The sequence below is a fragment of the Pseudomonas sp. IT-P44 genome, from assembly GCF_949768225.1.
GTDB classification, from domain to species: domain Bacteria; phylum Pseudomonadota; class Gammaproteobacteria; order Pseudomonadales; family Pseudomonadaceae; genus Aquipseudomonas; species Aquipseudomonas migulae.
Map to the genome: position 1 here is coordinate 1 of NZ_CATKQM010000040.1, position 15,550 is coordinate 15,550.

19 protein-coding genes are annotated in these 15,550 nt (G+C 60.5%); 10 read left to right on the forward strand and 9 right to left on the reverse strand.

Translation table 11 applies throughout. The features are described from left to right. Positions 1 to 53: 53 nt before the first annotated feature. Positions 54 to 1,088 (reverse strand): type IV pilus twitching motility protein PilT, encoded by a 1,035-nt coding sequence (locus tag ACM6IO_RS20550; protein WP_414912124.1) that lies wholly within the window; start codon positions 1,086 to 1,088, stop codon positions 54 to 56. Between the two features lie 57 nt (positions 1,089 to 1,145). Between ACM6IO_RS20550 and ACM6IO_RS20555 the strand changes: the two genes are divergently transcribed. From ACM6IO_RS20555 to ACM6IO_RS20595, 9 genes are all read left to right on the forward strand, one after another. Then, entirely contained in the window at positions 1,146 to 1,832 is a 687-nt protein-coding gene (locus tag ACM6IO_RS20555; protein WP_008036679.1) for a YggS family pyridoxal phosphate-dependent enzyme, read from the forward strand. Between the two features lie 36 nt (positions 1,833 to 1,868). Next, the gene (gene proC / locus ACM6IO_RS20560; RefSeq protein WP_414912125.1) at positions 1,869 to 2,687 is read left to right on the forward strand and encodes a pyrroline-5-carboxylate reductase; all 819 of its coding nucleotides are present in this window, start codon (positions 1,869 to 1,871) and stop codon (positions 2,685 to 2,687) included. 24 nt (positions 2,688 to 2,711) lie between these two features. Beyond that, positions 2,712 to 3,299: a YggT family protein gene (locus tag ACM6IO_RS20565; protein WP_008026173.1), complete on the forward strand. Its 588-nt coding sequence runs from the start codon at positions 2,712 to 2,714 to the stop codon at positions 3,297 to 3,299. A gap of 210 nt (positions 3,300 to 3,509) precedes the next feature. Further along, positions 3,510 to 4,649, forward strand: coding sequence for a homoserine O-succinyltransferase MetX (gene metX, locus ACM6IO_RS20570; RefSeq protein ID WP_008036684.1), 1,140 nt, complete (start codon positions 3,510 to 3,512; stop codon positions 4,647 to 4,649). Between the two features lie 7 nt (positions 4,650 to 4,656). After that, entirely contained in the window at positions 4,657 to 5,277 is a 621-nt protein-coding gene (gene metW, locus ACM6IO_RS20575; RefSeq protein ID WP_008036692.1) for a methionine biosynthesis protein MetW, read from the forward strand. 26 nt (positions 5,278 to 5,303) lie between these two features. Next, the gene (locus ACM6IO_RS20580; protein WP_414912126.1) at positions 5,304 to 5,738 is read left to right on the forward strand and encodes a DUF4426 domain-containing protein; all 435 of its coding nucleotides are present in this window, start codon (positions 5,304 to 5,306) and stop codon (positions 5,736 to 5,738) included. Further along, the gene (gene rdgB, locus ACM6IO_RS20585) at positions 5,735 to 6,331 is read left to right on the forward strand and encodes an RdgB/HAM1 family non-canonical purine NTP pyrophosphatase (RefSeq protein WP_008036695.1); all 597 of its coding nucleotides are present in this window, start codon (positions 5,735 to 5,737) and stop codon (positions 6,329 to 6,331) included. The genes ACM6IO_RS20580 and rdgB overlap by 4 nt, the downstream gene beginning before the upstream one ends. After that, a complete protein-coding gene (gene hemW / locus ACM6IO_RS20590; RefSeq protein WP_008036696.1) occupies positions 6,328 to 7,533 on the forward strand; it encodes a radical SAM family heme chaperone HemW in 1,206 nt (401 codons plus the stop codon). Before rdgB ends, hemW begins: the two co-directional genes overlap by 4 nt. Positions 7,534 to 7,555: 22 nt before the next feature. Continuing rightward, entirely contained in the window at positions 7,556 to 7,879 is a 324-nt protein-coding gene (locus ACM6IO_RS20595) for a DUF3392 domain-containing protein (protein ID WP_008026163.1), read from the forward strand. Positions 7,880 to 8,008: 129 nt separating this feature from the next. On the opposite strand, the gene trmB is transcribed toward ACM6IO_RS20595, so the two are convergent. The 4 genes from trmB to ACM6IO_RS20615 form a co-directional block, all read right to left on the reverse strand. Further along, complete coding sequence (trmB, locus tag ACM6IO_RS20600; RefSeq protein WP_008026161.1) at positions 8,009 to 8,734, reverse strand: tRNA (guanosine(46)-N7)-methyltransferase TrmB; 726 nt, start codon at positions 8,732 to 8,734, stop codon at positions 8,009 to 8,011. A 9-nt stretch (positions 8,735 to 8,743) separates the two neighbouring features. After that, complete coding sequence (locus tag ACM6IO_RS20605; RefSeq protein WP_008036703.1) at positions 8,744 to 9,538, reverse strand: thiazole synthase; 795 nt, start codon at positions 9,536 to 9,538, stop codon at positions 8,744 to 8,746. A gap of 60 nt (positions 9,539 to 9,598) precedes the next feature. Then, on the reverse strand, positions 9,599 to 9,799 hold the full coding sequence (gene thiS, locus ACM6IO_RS20610) for a sulfur carrier protein ThiS (RefSeq protein WP_008026157.1): 201 nt from the start codon (positions 9,797 to 9,799) through the stop codon (positions 9,599 to 9,601). Between the two features lie 186 nt (positions 9,800 to 9,985). Then, positions 9,986 to 10,354 (reverse strand): DUF423 domain-containing protein, encoded by a 369-nt coding sequence (locus tag ACM6IO_RS20615; RefSeq protein ID WP_414912127.1) that lies wholly within the window; start codon positions 10,352 to 10,354, stop codon positions 9,986 to 9,988. A 74-nt stretch (positions 10,355 to 10,428) separates the two neighbouring features. On the opposite strand from ACM6IO_RS20615, the gene mtgA reads away from it, so the two are divergent. After that, on the forward strand, positions 10,429 to 11,151 hold the full coding sequence (gene mtgA / locus ACM6IO_RS20620; RefSeq protein WP_008026152.1) for a monofunctional biosynthetic peptidoglycan transglycosylase: 723 nt from the start codon (positions 10,429 to 10,431) through the stop codon (positions 11,149 to 11,151). A 196-nt stretch (positions 11,152 to 11,347) separates the two neighbouring features. On the opposite strand, the gene rpoH is transcribed toward mtgA, so the two are convergent. The 4 genes from rpoH to ftsY form a co-directional block, all read right to left on the reverse strand. Continuing rightward, positions 11,348 to 12,202: an RNA polymerase sigma factor RpoH gene (gene rpoH / locus ACM6IO_RS20625; RefSeq protein WP_007897890.1), complete on the reverse strand. Its 855-nt coding sequence runs from the start codon at positions 12,200 to 12,202 to the stop codon at positions 11,348 to 11,350. Positions 12,203 to 12,314: 112 nt separating this feature from the next. Next, positions 12,315 to 13,337, reverse strand: a complete 1,023-nt coding sequence (ftsX, locus tag ACM6IO_RS20630) for a permease-like cell division protein FtsX (RefSeq protein ID WP_008026150.1) — start codon at positions 13,335 to 13,337, stop codon at positions 12,315 to 12,317. Continuing rightward, on the reverse strand, positions 13,334 to 14,005 hold the full coding sequence (gene ftsE, locus ACM6IO_RS20635; protein WP_008026149.1) for a cell division ATP-binding protein FtsE: 672 nt from the start codon (positions 14,003 to 14,005) through the stop codon (positions 13,334 to 13,336). Before ftsE ends, ftsX begins: the two co-directional genes overlap by 4 nt. Further along, positions 14,002 to 15,498 (reverse strand): signal recognition particle-docking protein FtsY, encoded by a 1,497-nt coding sequence (ftsY, locus tag ACM6IO_RS20640; protein WP_414912128.1) that lies wholly within the window; start codon positions 15,496 to 15,498, stop codon positions 14,002 to 14,004. Before ftsY ends, ftsE begins: the two co-directional genes overlap by 4 nt. Between the last annotated feature and the right edge of the window lie 52 nt (positions 15,499 to 15,550).

Genomic DNA, 15,550 nt, shown 5'->3' on the forward strand with positions numbered 1-15,550 from the left:
AGGTGGGAGCGGGCTTGCTCGCGAAGGGGCCTATGAAAGCGCTACAAATCCCCTCAGAAGTTATCCGGCGACCGCGCCTTATCCCGCGCATGCTCGCGGCTGATCAAGCCCTTGGTCACCAACTCCTTCAAGCACATATCCAGCGTCTGCATCCCCAGATTCCCGCCGGTCTGAATCGACGAGTACATCTGCGCCACCTTGTCCTCGCGGATCAGGTTACGGATCGCCGACGTTCCCAGCATGATTTCGTGCGCCGCGATCCGCCCACCACCGATCTTCTTCACCAGCGTCTGCGATACCACCGCCAGCAGCGACTCGGACAGCATCGAACGCACCATTGCCTTCTCATCCCCCGGAAACACGTCCACCACCCGGTCGATGGTTTTTGCCGCCGACGAGGTGTGCAACGTGCCAAACACCAGATGGCCAGTCTCGGCAGCCGTCAGCGCCAGGCGAATAGTCTCCAGATCACGCATCTCACCCACCAGAATCACGTCCGGGTCTTCCCGCAACGCCGAGCGCAAGGCTGTGGCGAAGCTGCGGGTATCGCGATGGACTTCGCGCTGATTGATCAGGCATTTACGCGATTCGTGGACGAATTCGATCGGGTCTTCAATGGTCAGGATGTGGTGATGACGATGGTTGTTCAGGTAGTCGATCATCGCCGCCAGAGTGGTGGACTTGCCGGAACCGGTCGGGCCGGTGACCAGCACCAGGCCACGGGGGGAGTCGGTAATCTTGCGAAACACTTCCCCCATCCCGAGGTCATCCATGCTCAGGACCTTCGACGGAATGGTCCGGAACACCGCGCCGGCGCCACGGCTCTGGTTGAACGCATTGACCCGGAAACGCGCAACGCCGGGCACCTCAAAGGAAAAGTCGGTTTCCAGGTGTTTCTCGAAATCCACACGCTGGGTGTCGTTCATGATGTCGTAGACCAGTTCCTGAACTTCCTTGTGATCCAGGGCTGGCAGATTGATGCGCCGCACATCGCCGTCGACGCGAATCATCGGTGGCAGGCCTGCCGACAGGTGCAAGTCGGACGCTCCTTGTTTGGCGCTGAACGCCAGCAGCTCAGTGATATCCATAGCACTCCTCAATTCCAGTAGAATGCCGCCAACCTCAGACCCGCTGGCGCCTCTTGAATGTCCACGATAGCAGACAACATTGAACTGGTTAGTTCACGCATCCGGGCTGCAGCCCTCGCCGCCCACCGTGACGAACACAGCGTTCAGCTCCTGGCCGTGAGCAAGACCAAGCCCGCCGAGGCCCTGCGCGAAGCACATGCCGCCGGCCTGCGCGACTTTGGCGAGAACTACCTGCAGGAAGCCCTGGGCAAACAGCTCGAATTGGCCGACCTGCCCTTGATCTGGCACTTCATCGGCCCCATTCAATCGAACAAGACTCGCGCTATCGCCGAGCACTTCGCTTGGGTGCATTCCGTGGATCGCTTGAAAATCGCACAACGCCTGTCCGAACAACGCCCTGCCGATCTGCCGCCACTGAACATCTGCATCCAGGTCAATGTCAGCGGTGAGGCCAGCAAATCCGGTTGCACCCCGGCCGACCTGCCGGCCCTGGCCAACGCCATCAGCGAACTGCCGCGCATCAAGCTGCGCGGGCTGATGGCGATTCCCGAACCGACGGAAGATCGCGCCGCCCAGGACGCCGCTTTTGCTGCCGTGCAAAGCCTGCAAGCCAGCCTGAACCTGCCGCTCGACACACTTTCCATGGGCATGAGCCACGACCTTGAGTCGGCCATCGCCCAAGGCGCCACTTGGGTCCGCATCGGTACGGCCCTGTTTGGCGCCCGCGACTACGGTCAGCCTTGAACCCATGGCCGACTCTTCTATTTATAAGGACCTGACATGAGCAAGACTCGTATTGCCTTTATCGGTGCCGGCAACATGGCCGCCAGCCTGATCGGCGGCCTGCGCGCCAAAGGTCTGGACGCCGCGCAGATCCGCGCCAGCGATCCGGGCGCAGAAACCCGTGCCAAAGTGAACGCCGAACACGGCATCGAAGTATTCGCTGACAACGTCGAGGCCATTCAAGGCGCCGATGTGGTCGTTCTGGCGGTCAAACCGCAAGCGATGAAAGCCGTGTGCGAAGCGATTCGCCCGAGCTTGAAACCGGATCAACTGGTGGTATCCATCGCCGCCGGCATCACCTGCGCCAGCATGAACAACTGGCTCGGCGCACAACCGATCGTGCGCTGCATGCCCAATACCCCGGCGCTGCTGCGTCAGGGCGTGAGCGGTTTGTTCGCCACCGCCGAAGTCACCGCAGAACAGCGCCAACAGGCGCAAGAACTGCTGTCGGCCGTGGGCATCGCCTTGTGGCTGGATGAAGAGCAGCAACTGGACGCCGTCACCGCCGTCTCCGGCTCGGGCCCTGCGTACTTCTTCCTGTTGATCGAAGCCATGACCGCCGCCGGCGTGAAGCTCGGCCTGCCGGCGGACATCGCTGCCCAACTGACCCTGCAAACTGCCTTGGGCGCCGCACACATGGCGGTTGCCAGCGATGTCGACGCGGCTGAACTGCGTCGCCGTGTGACATCGCCGGCGGGCACCACAGAAGCTGCAATCAAATCGTTCCAGGCTGGCGGCTTCGAAGCGCTGGTAGAAAAAGCACTCGGCGCCGCTGCGCACCGCTCGGCCGAGATGGCTGAGCAGCTCGGTCGCTAATCAGCCCTTACAAAGGAATAAATGATGCTAGGACTCAACGACGCTGCCATTTTCATCATCAAGACCCTGGGCAGCCTGTATCTGCTGATTGTGCTGTTGCGCTTCATCCTGCAACTGGTCCGGGCGAACTTCTACAACCCGCTCTGCCAGTTCATCGTCAAGGCCACCCAGCCGCTGCTCAAGCCGCTGCGCCGGGTCATCCCGAGCATGTTCGGGCTGGACATGTCCTCGCTGGTGCTGGCGCTGATCGTGCAGATGCTGCTGATCGCGGTCATCGTGTCGCTCAAAGGCTTCATGGTCGATTGGGTGCTGCTGGTGCCGTGGGCGCTGATTGCGCTGTTCTCGCTGTTTTTGAACATCCTGTTCTACGCGATGATCATCAGCGTGATTCTGTCCTGGGTCGCGCCGGGTAGCCACAATCCGGGCGCCGAGCTGGTCGCGCAGATTACTGAACCGGTACTGGCCCCGTTCCGCCGGATCATTCCGAACCTGGGCGGCCTCGATATCTCGCCGATCTTCGCGTTTATCGTGATCCAGTTGCTGCAAAGCTGGCTGATTCCGCGGCTGGCGTACTTTGCCCTGATGCCGCAGGGGCTGCTCGGTTTGATCTGATACCGCGTCATCGTTCTTCGCGGGCAAGCCTCGCTCCTACAGATTTAGAGTCGATCGCGATATTGGCGAACGACACATTACCTGTAGGAGCGAGGCTTGCCCGCGAATGTAGCGCCTCGGTTCAACTGAATGAAATCAGGCCCGGCCTTTGCTTGCCGCTAACCCCACCGGTCTTTAGACTTACGCCTCATTTCAACGAGAGCAGGGTCGATGCCAACTGCCTTTCCCGCCGATTCTGTTGGTCTGGTGACGCCGCAAGTGGCGCACTTCAGTGAACCCCTGGCCCTGGCCTGTGGCCGTTCGCTCCCAGCGTATGACCTGATTTACGAAACCTACGGCACGCTGAACGCCACGGCGAGCAACGCCGTGCTGATCTGTCACGCCTTGTCCGGTCACCATCACGCCGCCGGCTTCCACAGCCCCGACGACCGCAAACCCGGTTGGTGGGACAGCTGCATCGGCCCCGGCAAGCCGATCGACACCAACAAGTTCTTCGTGGTCAGCCTGAACAACCTCGGCGGTTGCAACGGCTCCACGGGCCCGAGCAGCGTCAACCCGGAAACCGGCAAGCCGTTCGGCGCCGATTTCCCGGTGCTGACCGTGGAAGACTGGGTGCACAGCCAGGCGCGCCTGGCCGACCGGATCGGCATCAGCCAATGGGCCGCCGTGATTGGTGGCAGCCTCGGCGGCATGCAGGCGATGCAATGGAGCATCACCTACCCGGATCGCATTCGTCACTGCCTGGCCATTGCCTCGGCACCGAAACTGTCGGCACAAAACATCGCCTTCAACGAAGTAGCGCGCCAGGCAATCCTCACCGACCCCGAATTCCACGGCGGTTCGTTCCAGGAAGCGGGCGTGATCCCCAAGCGCGGCTTGATGCTGGCGCGGATGGTCGGGCACATCACTTATCTGTCCGATGACTCGATGGGCGAAAAATTCGGCCGCGGCCTGAAGAGCGAAAAGCTCAACTACGACTTCCACAGCGTCGAGTTCCAGGTTGAAAGCTACCTGCGTTATCAGGGCGAAGAGTTCTCCGGGCGTTTCGATGCCAACACTTACCTGCTGATGACCAAGGCGCTGGACTACTTCGACCCGGCGGCAAACTTCGACGATGACCTGGCGAAAACCTTCGCCGGCGCTTCGGCCAAGTTCTGCGTGATGTCCTTCACCACCGACTGGCGCTTCTCCCCGGCCCGCTCGCGGGAACTGGTGGATGCGCTGATGGCGGCCAAGAAAGACGTCTGCTACCTCGAGATCGACGCTCCGCAAGGCCACGACGCCTTCCTGATTCCGATCCCGCGCTATCTGCAGGCATTCGGCAATTACATGAACCGCATTACGTTGTGAGAAAGCCATGAGAGCTGATCTGGAAATCATCCAGGAATGGATCCCCGCCGGCAGCCGCGTGCTCGACCTCGGTTGCGGTGACGGCGAGCTGCTGACGTGGCTGCGCGACAACAAGCAAGTCACCGGCTACGGCCTGGAAAACGACGCGGACAACATCGCCGAGTGCGTGGCCAAGGGCATCAACGTGATCGAGCAGGACCTGGACAAGGGCCTGGGCAACTTTGCCAGCAACAGTTTCGACGTCGTGGTCATGACCCAGGCGCTGCAAGCCGTGCACTACCCGGACAAGATCCTCGACGAAATGCTGCGGGTCGGTCGCCAATGCATCATCACCTTCCCCAACTTCGGTCACTGGCGCTGCCGCTGGTACCTGGCGAGCAAGGGCCGGATGCCGGTGTCCGAGTTTCTGCCGTACACCTGGTACAACACGCCGAACATCCACTTTTGCACTTTCGAAGACTTTGAAGCACTTTGCCGCGAACGTGAAGCCAAGGTCATTGATCGGCTTGCCGTGGATCAACAGCATCGGCACGGGTGGGCCAGTAAGCTATGGCCTAATCTGTTAGGTGAGATCGGTATTTACCGCGTCAGCAGTCCAGGACTGCAGGATCACAAGGTCGCGGTCTGAACCACCCTATTTCAAGGAGAACGATCATGGGTCGTCTAGCGTTATTTCTACTCACTGCCTGCCTGAGCGTTACCGCCATGGCCGCCGACGTCATCAAGGGCGAGCGCAAGGAAACCTTCGGTGACGTGACGGTGCATTACAACACCTTCAACTCCACGTTCCTGACACCGGACATCGCCAAATCGGCCGAGCTGATCCGCAGCAAGAACCAGGGCGTGATCAACGTCTCAGTGATCAAGGATGGCAAACCGCTGGTCTCTAACGTCAGCGGCACGGTCAAAGACCTCACCAGCCAAAGTGTGCCGTTGAACTTCAAGCAGATCACCGAACAAGGCGCGATCTACTACATCGCGCAATACCCGGTCGATCAGCAGGAAGTCCGCACCTTCGATATCAAAGTGCAGACCGGCGACAAAACCAACACCATCAGTTTCCAACAAGAGCTTTTCCCCGGCCAATGATGAATTTCACGCAACTCGTACTGGCCAGCCACAACGCCGGCAAACTCAAGGAACTCCAGGCCATGCTCGGCGACTCGGTGCATCTGCGCTCGATCGGCGAGTTCAGCAGCGTCGAGCCTGAAGAAACCGGTCTGTCGTTTGTCGAGAACGCCATTCTCAAGGCCCGCAATGCCGCGCGCATTTCCGGCCTGCCGGCGCTGGCCGACGATTCCGGGCTGGCGGTGGATTTCCTCGGTGGCGCACCGGGCATCTATTCGGCTCGTTACGCTGACGGTAAAGGCGATGCGGCGAACAACGCCAAATTGCTCGACGCCTTGAAGGACGTGCCGCAAGCCGAGCGCGGCGCGCAGTTCGTCTGCGTGCTGGCGCTGGTGCGCCACGCTGATGATCCGCTGCCGATCCTCTGCGAAGGGCTGTGGCATGGGCGCATCCTGACCCAAGCCAGTGGCGAGCACGGTTTCGGTTACGATCCGCTGTTCTGGGTGCCAGAGCGCGATTGCTCCAGCGCCGAGCTGAGCCCGAGCGACAAGAACCTCATCAGCCACCGCGCCCGTGCAATGGATCTGCTGCGCCAGCGTCTGGGCTTGAAATGACCCGTGAATCATCCGCGCCACCGCTGATCTACGGCGGTGACGCACAATCGCCTCGGGCTGCGCTCCCCGTGCTGCCGCCCTTGGCGCTGTACATCCACATCCCGTGGTGTGTGCGCAAATGCCCTTATTGCGACTTCAACTCCCACACCGCAAGCCCCGTGCTGCCGGAAGAAGAGTACGTCGACGCCTTGCTGGCGGACCTCGATCAGGATCTGCACGCGGTCTACGGCCGCGAGTTGAGTTCGATCTTCTTTGGTGGTGGCACGCCGAGCCTGTTCAGCGCCGAAGCCTTGGGCCGTTTGCTCAAAGGCGTCGAGCAACGGATTCCGTTTGCCAGTGACATTGAAATCACCCTGGAGGCCAATCCGGGCACGTTCGAGCAAGAGAAGTTCGTCGCCTACCGCGCGCTGGGCATCAATCGGCTATCGATCGGCATCCAGAGCTTTCAGGAAGAGAAACTCAAGGCTCTGGGGCGGATTCACAACGGCGATGAAGCGGTGCGTGCCGCCGGCATGGCGCGCCAGGCCGGGTTCGATAACTTCAACCTGGACTTGATGCACGGTTTGCCCGATCAGTCGCTGGACGACGCCTTGAGCGATCTGCGCCAGGCCATCGCCCTGAAGCCGACCCACTTGTCCTGGTATCAGCTGACGCTGGAGCCGAACACGGTGTTCTGGAACCAGCCGCCTGTGCTGCCGGAAGACGACACGCTGTGGGACATTCAAGAGGCCGGCCAGGCGCTGCTCGCCGAACACGGCTACGCACAATACGAAGTCTCGGCGTATGCCCTGCCCGGTCGTCCGGCGCGGCATAACCTCAATTACTGGAGCTTCGGCGACTTCATCGGCATCGGCGCCGGCGCCCACGGCAAGCTCAGTCATCCGGACGGGCGCATCGTGCGCACCTGGAAGACGCGCCTGCCGAAGGATTACCTGAACCCGGCGAAAAGCTTCAAGGCTGGCGAGAAAGCGCTGACCAACGATGAACTGCCGTTCGATTTCCTGATGAACGCTTTGCGCCTGACTGATGGCGTGGAATCGCGGCTTTATCCAGAGCGCACCGGACTGAGCCTGGAAAGCCTCGCCGAAGGCCGCCGCGAAGCCGAACAAAGCGGCCTGTTGCAGGTCGAACCGTCACGCCTGGCGGCCACCGAGCGCGGGCAATTGTTCCTCAATGACTTGCTGCAAACATTTCTGAGCTGATTTCAGCCGTAAGGGAAAACGAATGGATTTGATACTCGACCTGCTTGCCACCGTCTCCCGCTGGAGCCGCAGTAACCTGTCGGAAATCTCTCTGGCGCTGGTGGGCTGTTTGCTGGTGCTGTTCGGCGCGGACATCAAAGCCTGGATCGATCAACGCCTTGGCAGCATCGCCGGCGCTTTGCGCGTCCCGTTGCTCGCGCTGGTGTGCATGATCGGCAGCGGTGCCGCGCTGATCTACGCCACACCGTGGATCGTTCGTGGTTTGAGCCAGTTCAACAACTACAGCCTGGCGCCGGTATTGTTGGTGGTCCTGGTGCTCATCGGCGTAGTCGCCGACCGCCGCTGATTTCCGGACACAAAAAAACCTGTAGGAGCGAGGCTTGCCCGCGAAGGGGCCGTGTCAGTCAATGGTGATGGTGACTGACACGGCCCCTTCGCGGGCAAGCCTCGCTCCTACAGGTTTATAGCGTAGGGCTTAGGACTGCTTTTCGAACTTCAGATCCCACACGCCATGCCCAAGTCGTTCGCCACGGCGTTCGAACTTGGTGATCGGACGCTCGGCCGGGCGTGGCACGCACTTGCCGTCTTCGGCCAGGTTGCGGTAACCCGGCGCAACGTTCATCACTTCCAGCATGTATTCAGCGTACGGTTCCCAGTCGGTGGCCATGTGCAGAATACCGCCGACCTTCAACTTGCTGCGCACCAGTTCAGCGAACGACGCCTGAACGATACGGCGCTTGTGGTGGCGGCTCTTGTGCCATGGGTCCGGGAAAAACAGCATCAGGCGATCGAGGCTGTTGTCGGCCACGCAACGGTTGAGCACTTCGATCGCGTCGCAATCGTAGACCCGCAGGTTGGTCAGGCCCTGAGTCAGCACGCCATTGAGCAGCGCGCCCACACCCGGACGGTGCACTTCCACGCCAATGAAATCCTGTTCCGGCGAAGCGGCGGCCATTTCCAGCAGCGAATGGCCCATGCCGAAACCGATTTCCAGCGAACGCGGTGCCGAGCGACCAAATACCTGGTCGAAGTCCACCGGCGCGTCGGCCAATGGCAGCACGAACAGCGGCGTGCCCTGCTCCAGACCTTTTTGCTGGCCTTCGGTCATGCGCCCGGCGCGCATCACGAAACTCTTGATGCGGCGGTGTTGGCGCTCGTCGCCTTCTTCCGTCTGGATTGGCGTGTCGTTTGATTCAGTCATCAATGGCTCTTACTTGATCAGACCATCCAGCGGCGAAGAGGCGCTGGCATAGAGTTTTTTCGGCATGCGGCCGGCGAGGTAGGCCAGGCGGCCTGCAACGATGGCGTGTTTCATGGCTTCAGCCATCATGATCGGCTGCTGGGCATGGGCGATGGCCGAGTTCATCAGCACCGCTTCGCAACCCAGTTCCATGGCGATGGTGGCGTCGGAAGCAGTACCGACACCGGCATCCACCAGCACGGGAATCTTGGCCTCTTCGAGGATGATCTGCAGGTTGTACGGGTTGCAGATCCCCAGGCCCGTGCCGATCAGACCGGCCAGCGGCATGACCGCGATGCAGCCGATTTCCGCCAGTTGACGGGCGATGATCGGGTCATCGCTGGTGTAGACCATCACGTCGAAGCCTTCCTTGACCAGCACTTCGGCGGCCTTGAGGGTTTCGATCACGTTGGGGAACAGGGTTTTCTGGTCCGCCAGCACTTCCAGCTTCACCAGGTTGTGGCCACCGAGCAGCTCACGGGCCAGGCGGCAGGTGCGCACAGCCTCGGTAGCGTCGAAGCAACCGGCGGTGTTAGGCAGGAAGGTGTAGCGATCCGGCGACAGGACTTCGAGCAGGTTCGGTTCGCCCGGGGTCTGGCCGAGGTTGGTGCGGCGCACGGCGAAGGTGACGATCTCGGCACCCGAGGCCTCGATGGCCAGTCGGGTTTCTTCCATGTCGCGGTACTTGCCGGTGCCTACCAGCAAACGCGACTGGTAAGTACGACCGGCCAGGACGAAGGGCTTGTCGCTACGAACGATGCTCATGGGAAATCCTCTGTAGGGGTGAGGTTCTTGCAGAATTCTGTGCCCTTGCGGGCTGGGCGACTAGCCGCCGCCGATGGCGTGTACCACTTCGACGGAATCGCCGTCGTTCAATGTGGTGTCCGCATGCTGGCTGCGCGGGACGATATCCAGATTGAGTTCGACCGCTACCCGGCGTCCGGTCAATTCCAGACGGGTCAGCAGGGCCGCAACGGTTTCACCGTCGGGCAGTTCAAGGGATTCGCCGTTCAACTGAATGCGCATGCCGGATGCCGCCATCATTTTTAGGGGCTGGCATTCTAGCCCGATCAGTCTTGGCGACCCAAGCCATTCGTCATGTCGTGGGCCTTGTAGGAGCGAGGCTTGCCCGCGAAGACGTCGTCTCAGCCACCATCTTCTTTGACTGACAGTACGCCTTCGCGGGCAAGTCGGATCGCCGCCCGCTCGCTCCTACAACCGCCAGGCGGCAAGGCCCAGACAGAGCCAACCGATCAGGAATGCGAGGCCACCGAAGGGCGTGATGATTCCGAGCTTGCTGATACCGGTCAGGGTCAACAGGTACAAACTGCCGGAAAACAGCAGGATGCCAATGGCAAACGAGGCGCCGGCCCATGTGATCAAACGACCCGGAATCTGCGTGGCAAGCAGCGCCACACCCAGCAACGCCAAGGTGTGCACCAATTGGTAGGTGACGCCGGTGTGGAAAATCGCCAGGTATTCAGGCGTCAGGCGGCTTTTCAAGCCATGGGCGGCGAATGCGCCAAGGGCAACGCCGGTGAAGCCGAAGAAAGCGGCCAGCATCAGAAAGCCACGCAGCATGAAGAACTCCAGTCAGACTCGATCAACAGGGTCTGTATAATGGCCCGCTCAATGGGTTCGGCCAAGCCATCTCTATGCTGCGTTTATTTTTACGACGATTTACAAAGGCCGTGCTCTGGTTCGCGGGCGGCAGCGTATTGCTGGTGCTGATTTTCCGCGTGGTACCGCCACCGGGCACGACGCTGATGGTCGAGCGCAAGATCGAATCCTGGTTCGACGGCGAGCCCATCGACCTGCAACGCACCTGGAAACCCTGGGATGAAATCTCCGACGACCTTAAAGTCGCGGTGATTGCCGGTGAAGATCAGAAATTCCCGGAGCACTGGGGTTTTGACCTCGGCGCGATCCGCGCAGCCCTGGCGCACAACGAGCTGGGTGGCTCGGTTCGCGGCGCCAGCACCTTGAGCCAGCAAGTGTCGAAAAACCTGTTTTTATGGTCCGGCCGTAGCTGGCTGCGCAAAGGTCTGGAAGCCTGGTTTACCGGGCTGATCGAAGTATTCTGGCCCAAGCAGCGGATTCTTGAGGTGTACCTGAACAGCGTCGAGTGGGATGACGGGGTGTTTGGCGCGGAAGCGGCGGCTCGGCATCACTTTGGCGTGAGCGCCAAGTCGCTGTCCCGGCAGCAGGCCAGTTATCTGGCGGCTGTATTGCCTAACCCACGGGTGTGGAGCGCGAGTCACCCGACGAATTACGTCGCACGTCGCGCCGGGTGGATTCGGCAGCAAATGAGCCAGTTGGGTGGCGACAGCTATCTGCTGGGGCTCAACGATTCACGCCGGGCACCTTGGGCCCAATGAATTGACGCAAATCCTGTAGGAGCGAGCGGGCGGCGATCCGACTTGCCCGCGAAGGCGGTGTGTCAGTCGACGAAGATGGCGGCTAATACACCGCCTTCGCGGGCAAGCCTCGCTCCTACAGGGGGTTATGCGTACTCGATACAAACAAAAACGCCCCAATCAATGATCGGGGCGTTTTTTATTGCCTTCGCGCAACTTAGGCGGCGATCGACAGCTTGAGCTTGTTCATCGCGCTTTTCTCAAGCTGACGAATACGCTCGGCCGACACGTTGTACTTCTGCGCCAGGTCGTGCAGCGTGGCTTTCTCTTCAGCCAACCAGCGCTGATAAAGGATGTCACGGCTGCGGTCGTCCAGCACTTCCAGCGCTTCGTGCAGGTTGTGATTGGAGTTGTCGCTCCAGTCGGCGTCTTCCAGTTGACGGGCCGGGTCGTACCGGTGGTCTTCCAGATAGTTGGCCGGCGACTGGAAAGCGCTGTCGTCGTCCGCTTCTGCGGCCGGGTCGAAGGCCATGTCATGGCCGGTCAGTCGACTTTCCATCTCGCGCACTTCCCGCGGCTCTACGCCGAGGCTTTCCGCCACGCGATGGACTTCCTCGTTGTTCAGCCACGCCAGACGTTTCTTCTGGCTGCGCAGGTTGAAGAACAGCTTGCGTTGGGCCTTGGTGGTCGCGACTTTCACAATGCGCCAGTTGCGCAGGATGAACTCGTGAATTTCCGCCTTGATCCAGTGCACAGCGAACGAAACCAGACGCACACCCATTTCCGGGTTGAAGCGCTTCACGGCCTTCATCAGGCCGACGTTACCTTCCTGGATCAGGTCAGCCTGAGCCAGACCGTAGCCGGAATAGCTACGGGCGATATGTACGACAAAACGCAGGTGGGCGAGCACCATCTGCCGAGCCGCCCCCAAATCCTGCTCATAGTAGAGACTCTCGGCCAGTTCACGCTCCTGCTCCGGCGTCAGCAATGGAATGCTGTTCACGGTGTGCACGTAGGCCTCCAGGTTCGCACCCGGGACCAGAGCATATGCAGGTTGCAAAGAATTGGTCATACGAAAAAACCTCCGTCTTACAAACTCGTGCAGTTCAGCACTGCGAAAATTGACCGGAAACCAAAAGACAAGTTCCCATAAACGCTGAAAGGTCAATACGAGCAAAATGATACTACTTAGGCGCAAGCTCCCTCAGGTGGCGTGCGACTGCAATCCATGCACCGATATACCCTAACAGCACCGCGCCAAGCAAGAGAGACAGACCGTCGGCAACTGGCACTCCGGCCAGCGCAAAATTACTGCCATACAAACCGGCCAGTCCAACCACTGCCTCGTTCAGCCAGTTCAGACCAAACGCCAATACGCCCCAGGAAAGTATCCCCGCACCGAAGCCATACAACGCGCCCATATATAGAAAGGGCCTGCGCACATAGCTGTCAGTGCCGCCGACGAGTTTAATCACTTCTATCTCTGTGCGGCGGTTTTCAATATGAAGACGAATGGTATTGCCTATCACCAAAAGTAATGCAGAAATCAGAAGCACGGTCAGACCGAAGACAAAACGGTCACCCAGCTTGAGGATGGCTGCCAGACGCTCGACCCAGACTAGATCAAGTTGCGCCTGTTGTACCTTCGGCAGCTCGGAAAGTTTTTGTCGTAATGCTTCAAGCGCGGGCTTGTCGACTTCGTTCGGGGTCACCAGCACCACGCCTGGCAGCGGGTTTTCCGGCAGTTCCTTCAACGCTTCGCCCAGGCCGGACTGCTGCTGAAACTCTTCCAGCGCCTGATCACGACCGACATATTCGGCATCAGCTACGCCCCGAATGCCTTTGATCTGATCGCGCAACGATTCGCCTTCAGCCGGGCTGACCTCAAGTTGCAGGTACAGGGAAATCTGCGCCGCGCGCTGCCAGGAACCGCCGAGACGCTCGACGTTACTTAGCAAAAGTGACAGACCCATCGGCAAGCTCAGGGCAACCGCCATCACCATGCAGGTGAAGAAACTGCCGATAGGATGCTTGCCCAGGCGCCGCAGACTGTCCAGCAGACTGGCGCGATGGCTTTCTATCCAGGCGCGGAACAGCGTGGCGAAGTCCGGACCGTCGTCATCGTCGTGTTTTTTCTTCTGCGGTTGCGGATCGGCGGCTTTCGGCGCCACGCGTTCGGAGACTTTAGGGCTGCGTGTTGCACTCATTCCCCAGCCTCCCCATCACCGATCAATCGGCCGCGTTGCAGAGTCAGCATGCGGTGACGCATACGGGCGATCAGGGCCAGGTCGTGACTGGCAATCAGCACGCTGGTGCCCAGACGGTTGATGTCTTCGAACACGCCCATGATCTCGGCCGCCAGGCGCGGGTCGAGGTTACCGGTCGGTTCATCCGCCAGCAGCAAGGCCGGGCGGTGAACGATGGCGCGGGCGATACCGACGCGCTGTTGCTGGCCGGTGGACAGGTCGCCGGGGTACAGATCGGTCTTGTCCGACAGCGCCACGCGCTCCAGTGCCGAATCCACGCGCTTGGCGATTTCGGCCTTGGACAAACCAAGAATCTGCAACGGCAGGGCCACGTTGTTGAACACCGTGCGATCGAACAGCAACTGGTGGTTCTGGAACACCACGCCGATCTGCCGACGCAGGTAAGGAATCTGCGCATTACTGATGGTGCCGAGGTCCTGACCGGCCAGCAGCAATTTGCCGGTGGTCGGACGCTCCATGGCCAGCAGCAGGCGCAACAAGGTGCTTTTACCGGCGCCGGAATGGCCGGTTACAAACAAGAATTCGCCCCGACGGACTCGAAAGCTCAGCTCATGCAAGCCGACGTGCCCGTTCGGATAGCGTTTACCGACCTGTTCGAAACGAATCATGAACGCTCCCGCTCGGCAAACAGTGCCTGGACAAAGGGTTCTGCTTCAAAGGTACGCAAGTCATCGATGCCTTCACCGACGCCGATGTAGCGAATCGGCAGGCCGAACTGCTTGGCCAGGGCGAAAATCACCCCGCCCTTGGCGGTGCCGTCGAGCTTGGTCAGCGCCAGGCCGGTCAGTTCGACGGTCTGGTTGAATTGCTTGGCCTGGTTGATCGCGTTCTGCCCGGTGCCGGCGTCGAGCACCAGCAGCACTTCGTGCGGCGCGTCGGCGTCGAGCTTGCCGATGACCCGGCGAACCTTCTTCAACTCTTCCATCAAATTGTCTTTGGTGTGCAGGCGACCGGCGGTGTCGGCGATCAACACGTCAATGCCACGGGCCTTGGCGGCCTGCACGGCGTCAAAGATCACCGAAGCCGAGTCGGCGCCGGTGTGCTGGGCGATCACCGGAATCTTGTTGCGCTCGCCCCAGACCTGCAATTGCTCGACTGCGGCGGCGCGGAAGGTGTCGCCCGCCGCCAGCATGACTTTCTTGCCTTCGAGTTGGAGTTTCTTCGCCAGTTTGCCGATGGTGGTGGTCTTGCCGGCGCCATTGACGCCAACGACCAGGATCACGAACGGCTTGTTCTGCGAGGTGATTTTCAGGGGTTGCTCGACCGGCTTGAGCATCGCCGCCAGTTCCGCCTGCAAGGACTTGTACAGCGCATCGGCATCGGCCAGCTCTTTGCGGGCAACCTTTTGGGTCAGGCGCTGGATGATCACCGAAGTCGCTTCAACGCCCACGTCGGCGGTCAGCAGACGGGTTTCGATGTCTTCGAGCAGCTCGTCATCGATGATTTTCTTGCCAAGGAACAGGCTCGCCATGCCTTCGCCGATGCTGGCGCTGGTCTTGGACAGGCCTTGCTTGAGACGGGCGAAGAAACCGGCTTTGGTTTCTTCGGTACGCACAGGCTCGGCGGGTGTTTCGACCGGCACGACGGGCGCGGCGGCAACGGGAGCAACGACCGGCGCAGGCACTGGTGCTTGAACAACTGGAGCAGCCGGCGCAACAAAGGCTGGAATCACAGGCTCAGGAATAACCGGCGCAGGTTCGGCCACAACAACTGGCTCAATCACTGGCACCTGAACGGGCGCAGGAGAAAACGCACTCGGCGCAGGAATCGGCGGCGTAATGTGCGGCGCCAGCTCGTCTTCGACCAACGATACCGGCTCTTCCGCTACCGGCAAGGTCAGCCATGGCTCGGCGGCAGGCGTCAGCGGCTGTTCAGCCACGACGTCAGGTTGCGTCTCAACCACCGGTTGCTGCACCGGCTCGGAGATCGGCAGGACAACCGGCGCCGGCGCTTCATCTATTACCGGCGCAGGTACTGGCTCAGGAATGGGCTGTGGCTGTTCGACGACGGTTTCCTGCGGCTTTTTGCGCAGCCATCCGAACAGGCTTTTCTTCTCGCCAGCCGCAGCTGGGGCTTTCTTGTCGTCGTTGGAACCAAACATGGAGGACGGCTATCTCACGGTAGCGACGCGCCAAAGGGCGCCTCGGCAAATA

What these genes read in the sequence shown, in the direction of transcription:
- ACM6IO_RS20580 (WP_414912126.1), top strand. Translation starts at nt 5,304, where the DNA reads ATGGGTCGTCTAGCGTTATTTCTACTCACTGCCTGCCTGAGCGTTACC.
- ACM6IO_RS20605 (WP_008036703.1), bottom strand. Translation starts at nt 9,538, where the DNA reads ATGAGCATCGTTCGTAGCGACAAGCCCTTCGTCCTGGCCGGTCGTACT.
- ACM6IO_RS20555 (WP_008036679.1), top strand. Translation starts at nt 1,146, where the DNA reads ATGTCCACGATAGCAGACAACATTGAACTGGTTAGTTCACGCATCCGG.
- ftsE (WP_008026149.1), bottom strand. Translation starts at nt 14,005, where the DNA reads ATGATTCGTTTCGAACAGGTCGGTAAACGCTATCCGAACGGGCACGTC.
- ACM6IO_RS20615 (WP_414912127.1), bottom strand. Translation starts at nt 10,354, where the DNA reads ATGCTGCGTGGCTTTCTGATGCTGGCCGCTTTCTTCGGCTTCACCGGC.
- rdgB (WP_008036695.1), top strand. Translation starts at nt 5,735, where the DNA reads ATGATGAATTTCACGCAACTCGTACTGGCCAGCCACAACGCCGGCAAA.
- ACM6IO_RS20550 (WP_414912124.1), bottom strand. Translation starts at nt 1,088, where the DNA reads ATGGATATCACTGAGCTGCTGGCGTTCAGCGCCAAACAAGGAGCGTCC.
- ftsY (WP_414912128.1), bottom strand. Translation starts at nt 15,498, where the DNA reads ATGTTTGGTTCCAACGACGACAAGAAAGCCCCAGCTGCGGCTGGCGAG.
- ACM6IO_RS20565 (WP_008026173.1), top strand. Translation starts at nt 2,712, where the DNA reads ATGCTAGGACTCAACGACGCTGCCATTTTCATCATCAAGACCCTGGGC.
- trmB (WP_008026161.1), bottom strand. Translation starts at nt 8,734, where the DNA reads ATGACTGAATCAAACGACACGCCAATCCAGACGGAAGAAGGCGACGAG.
- metW (WP_008036692.1), top strand. Translation starts at nt 4,657, where the DNA reads ATGAGAGCTGATCTGGAAATCATCCAGGAATGGATCCCCGCCGGCAGC.
- hemW (WP_008036696.1), top strand. Translation starts at nt 6,328, where the DNA reads ATGACCCGTGAATCATCCGCGCCACCGCTGATCTACGGCGGTGACGCA.
- proC (WP_414912125.1), top strand. Translation starts at nt 1,869, where the DNA reads ATGAGCAAGACTCGTATTGCCTTTATCGGTGCCGGCAACATGGCCGCC.
- mtgA (WP_008026152.1), top strand. Translation starts at nt 10,429, where the DNA reads ATGCTGCGTTTATTTTTACGACGATTTACAAAGGCCGTGCTCTGGTTC.
- rpoH (WP_007897890.1), bottom strand. Translation starts at nt 12,202, where the DNA reads ATGACCAATTCTTTGCAACCTGCATATGCTCTGGTCCCGGGTGCGAAC.
- ACM6IO_RS20595 (WP_008026163.1), top strand. Translation starts at nt 7,556, where the DNA reads ATGGATTTGATACTCGACCTGCTTGCCACCGTCTCCCGCTGGAGCCGC.
- thiS (WP_008026157.1), bottom strand. Translation starts at nt 9,799, where the DNA reads ATGCGCATTCAGTTGAACGGCGAATCCCTTGAACTGCCCGACGGTGAA.
- ftsX (WP_008026150.1), bottom strand. Translation starts at nt 13,337, where the DNA reads ATGAGTGCAACACGCAGCCCTAAAGTCTCCGAACGCGTGGCGCCGAAA.
- metX (WP_008036684.1), top strand. Translation starts at nt 3,510, where the DNA reads ATGCCAACTGCCTTTCCCGCCGATTCTGTTGGTCTGGTGACGCCGCAA.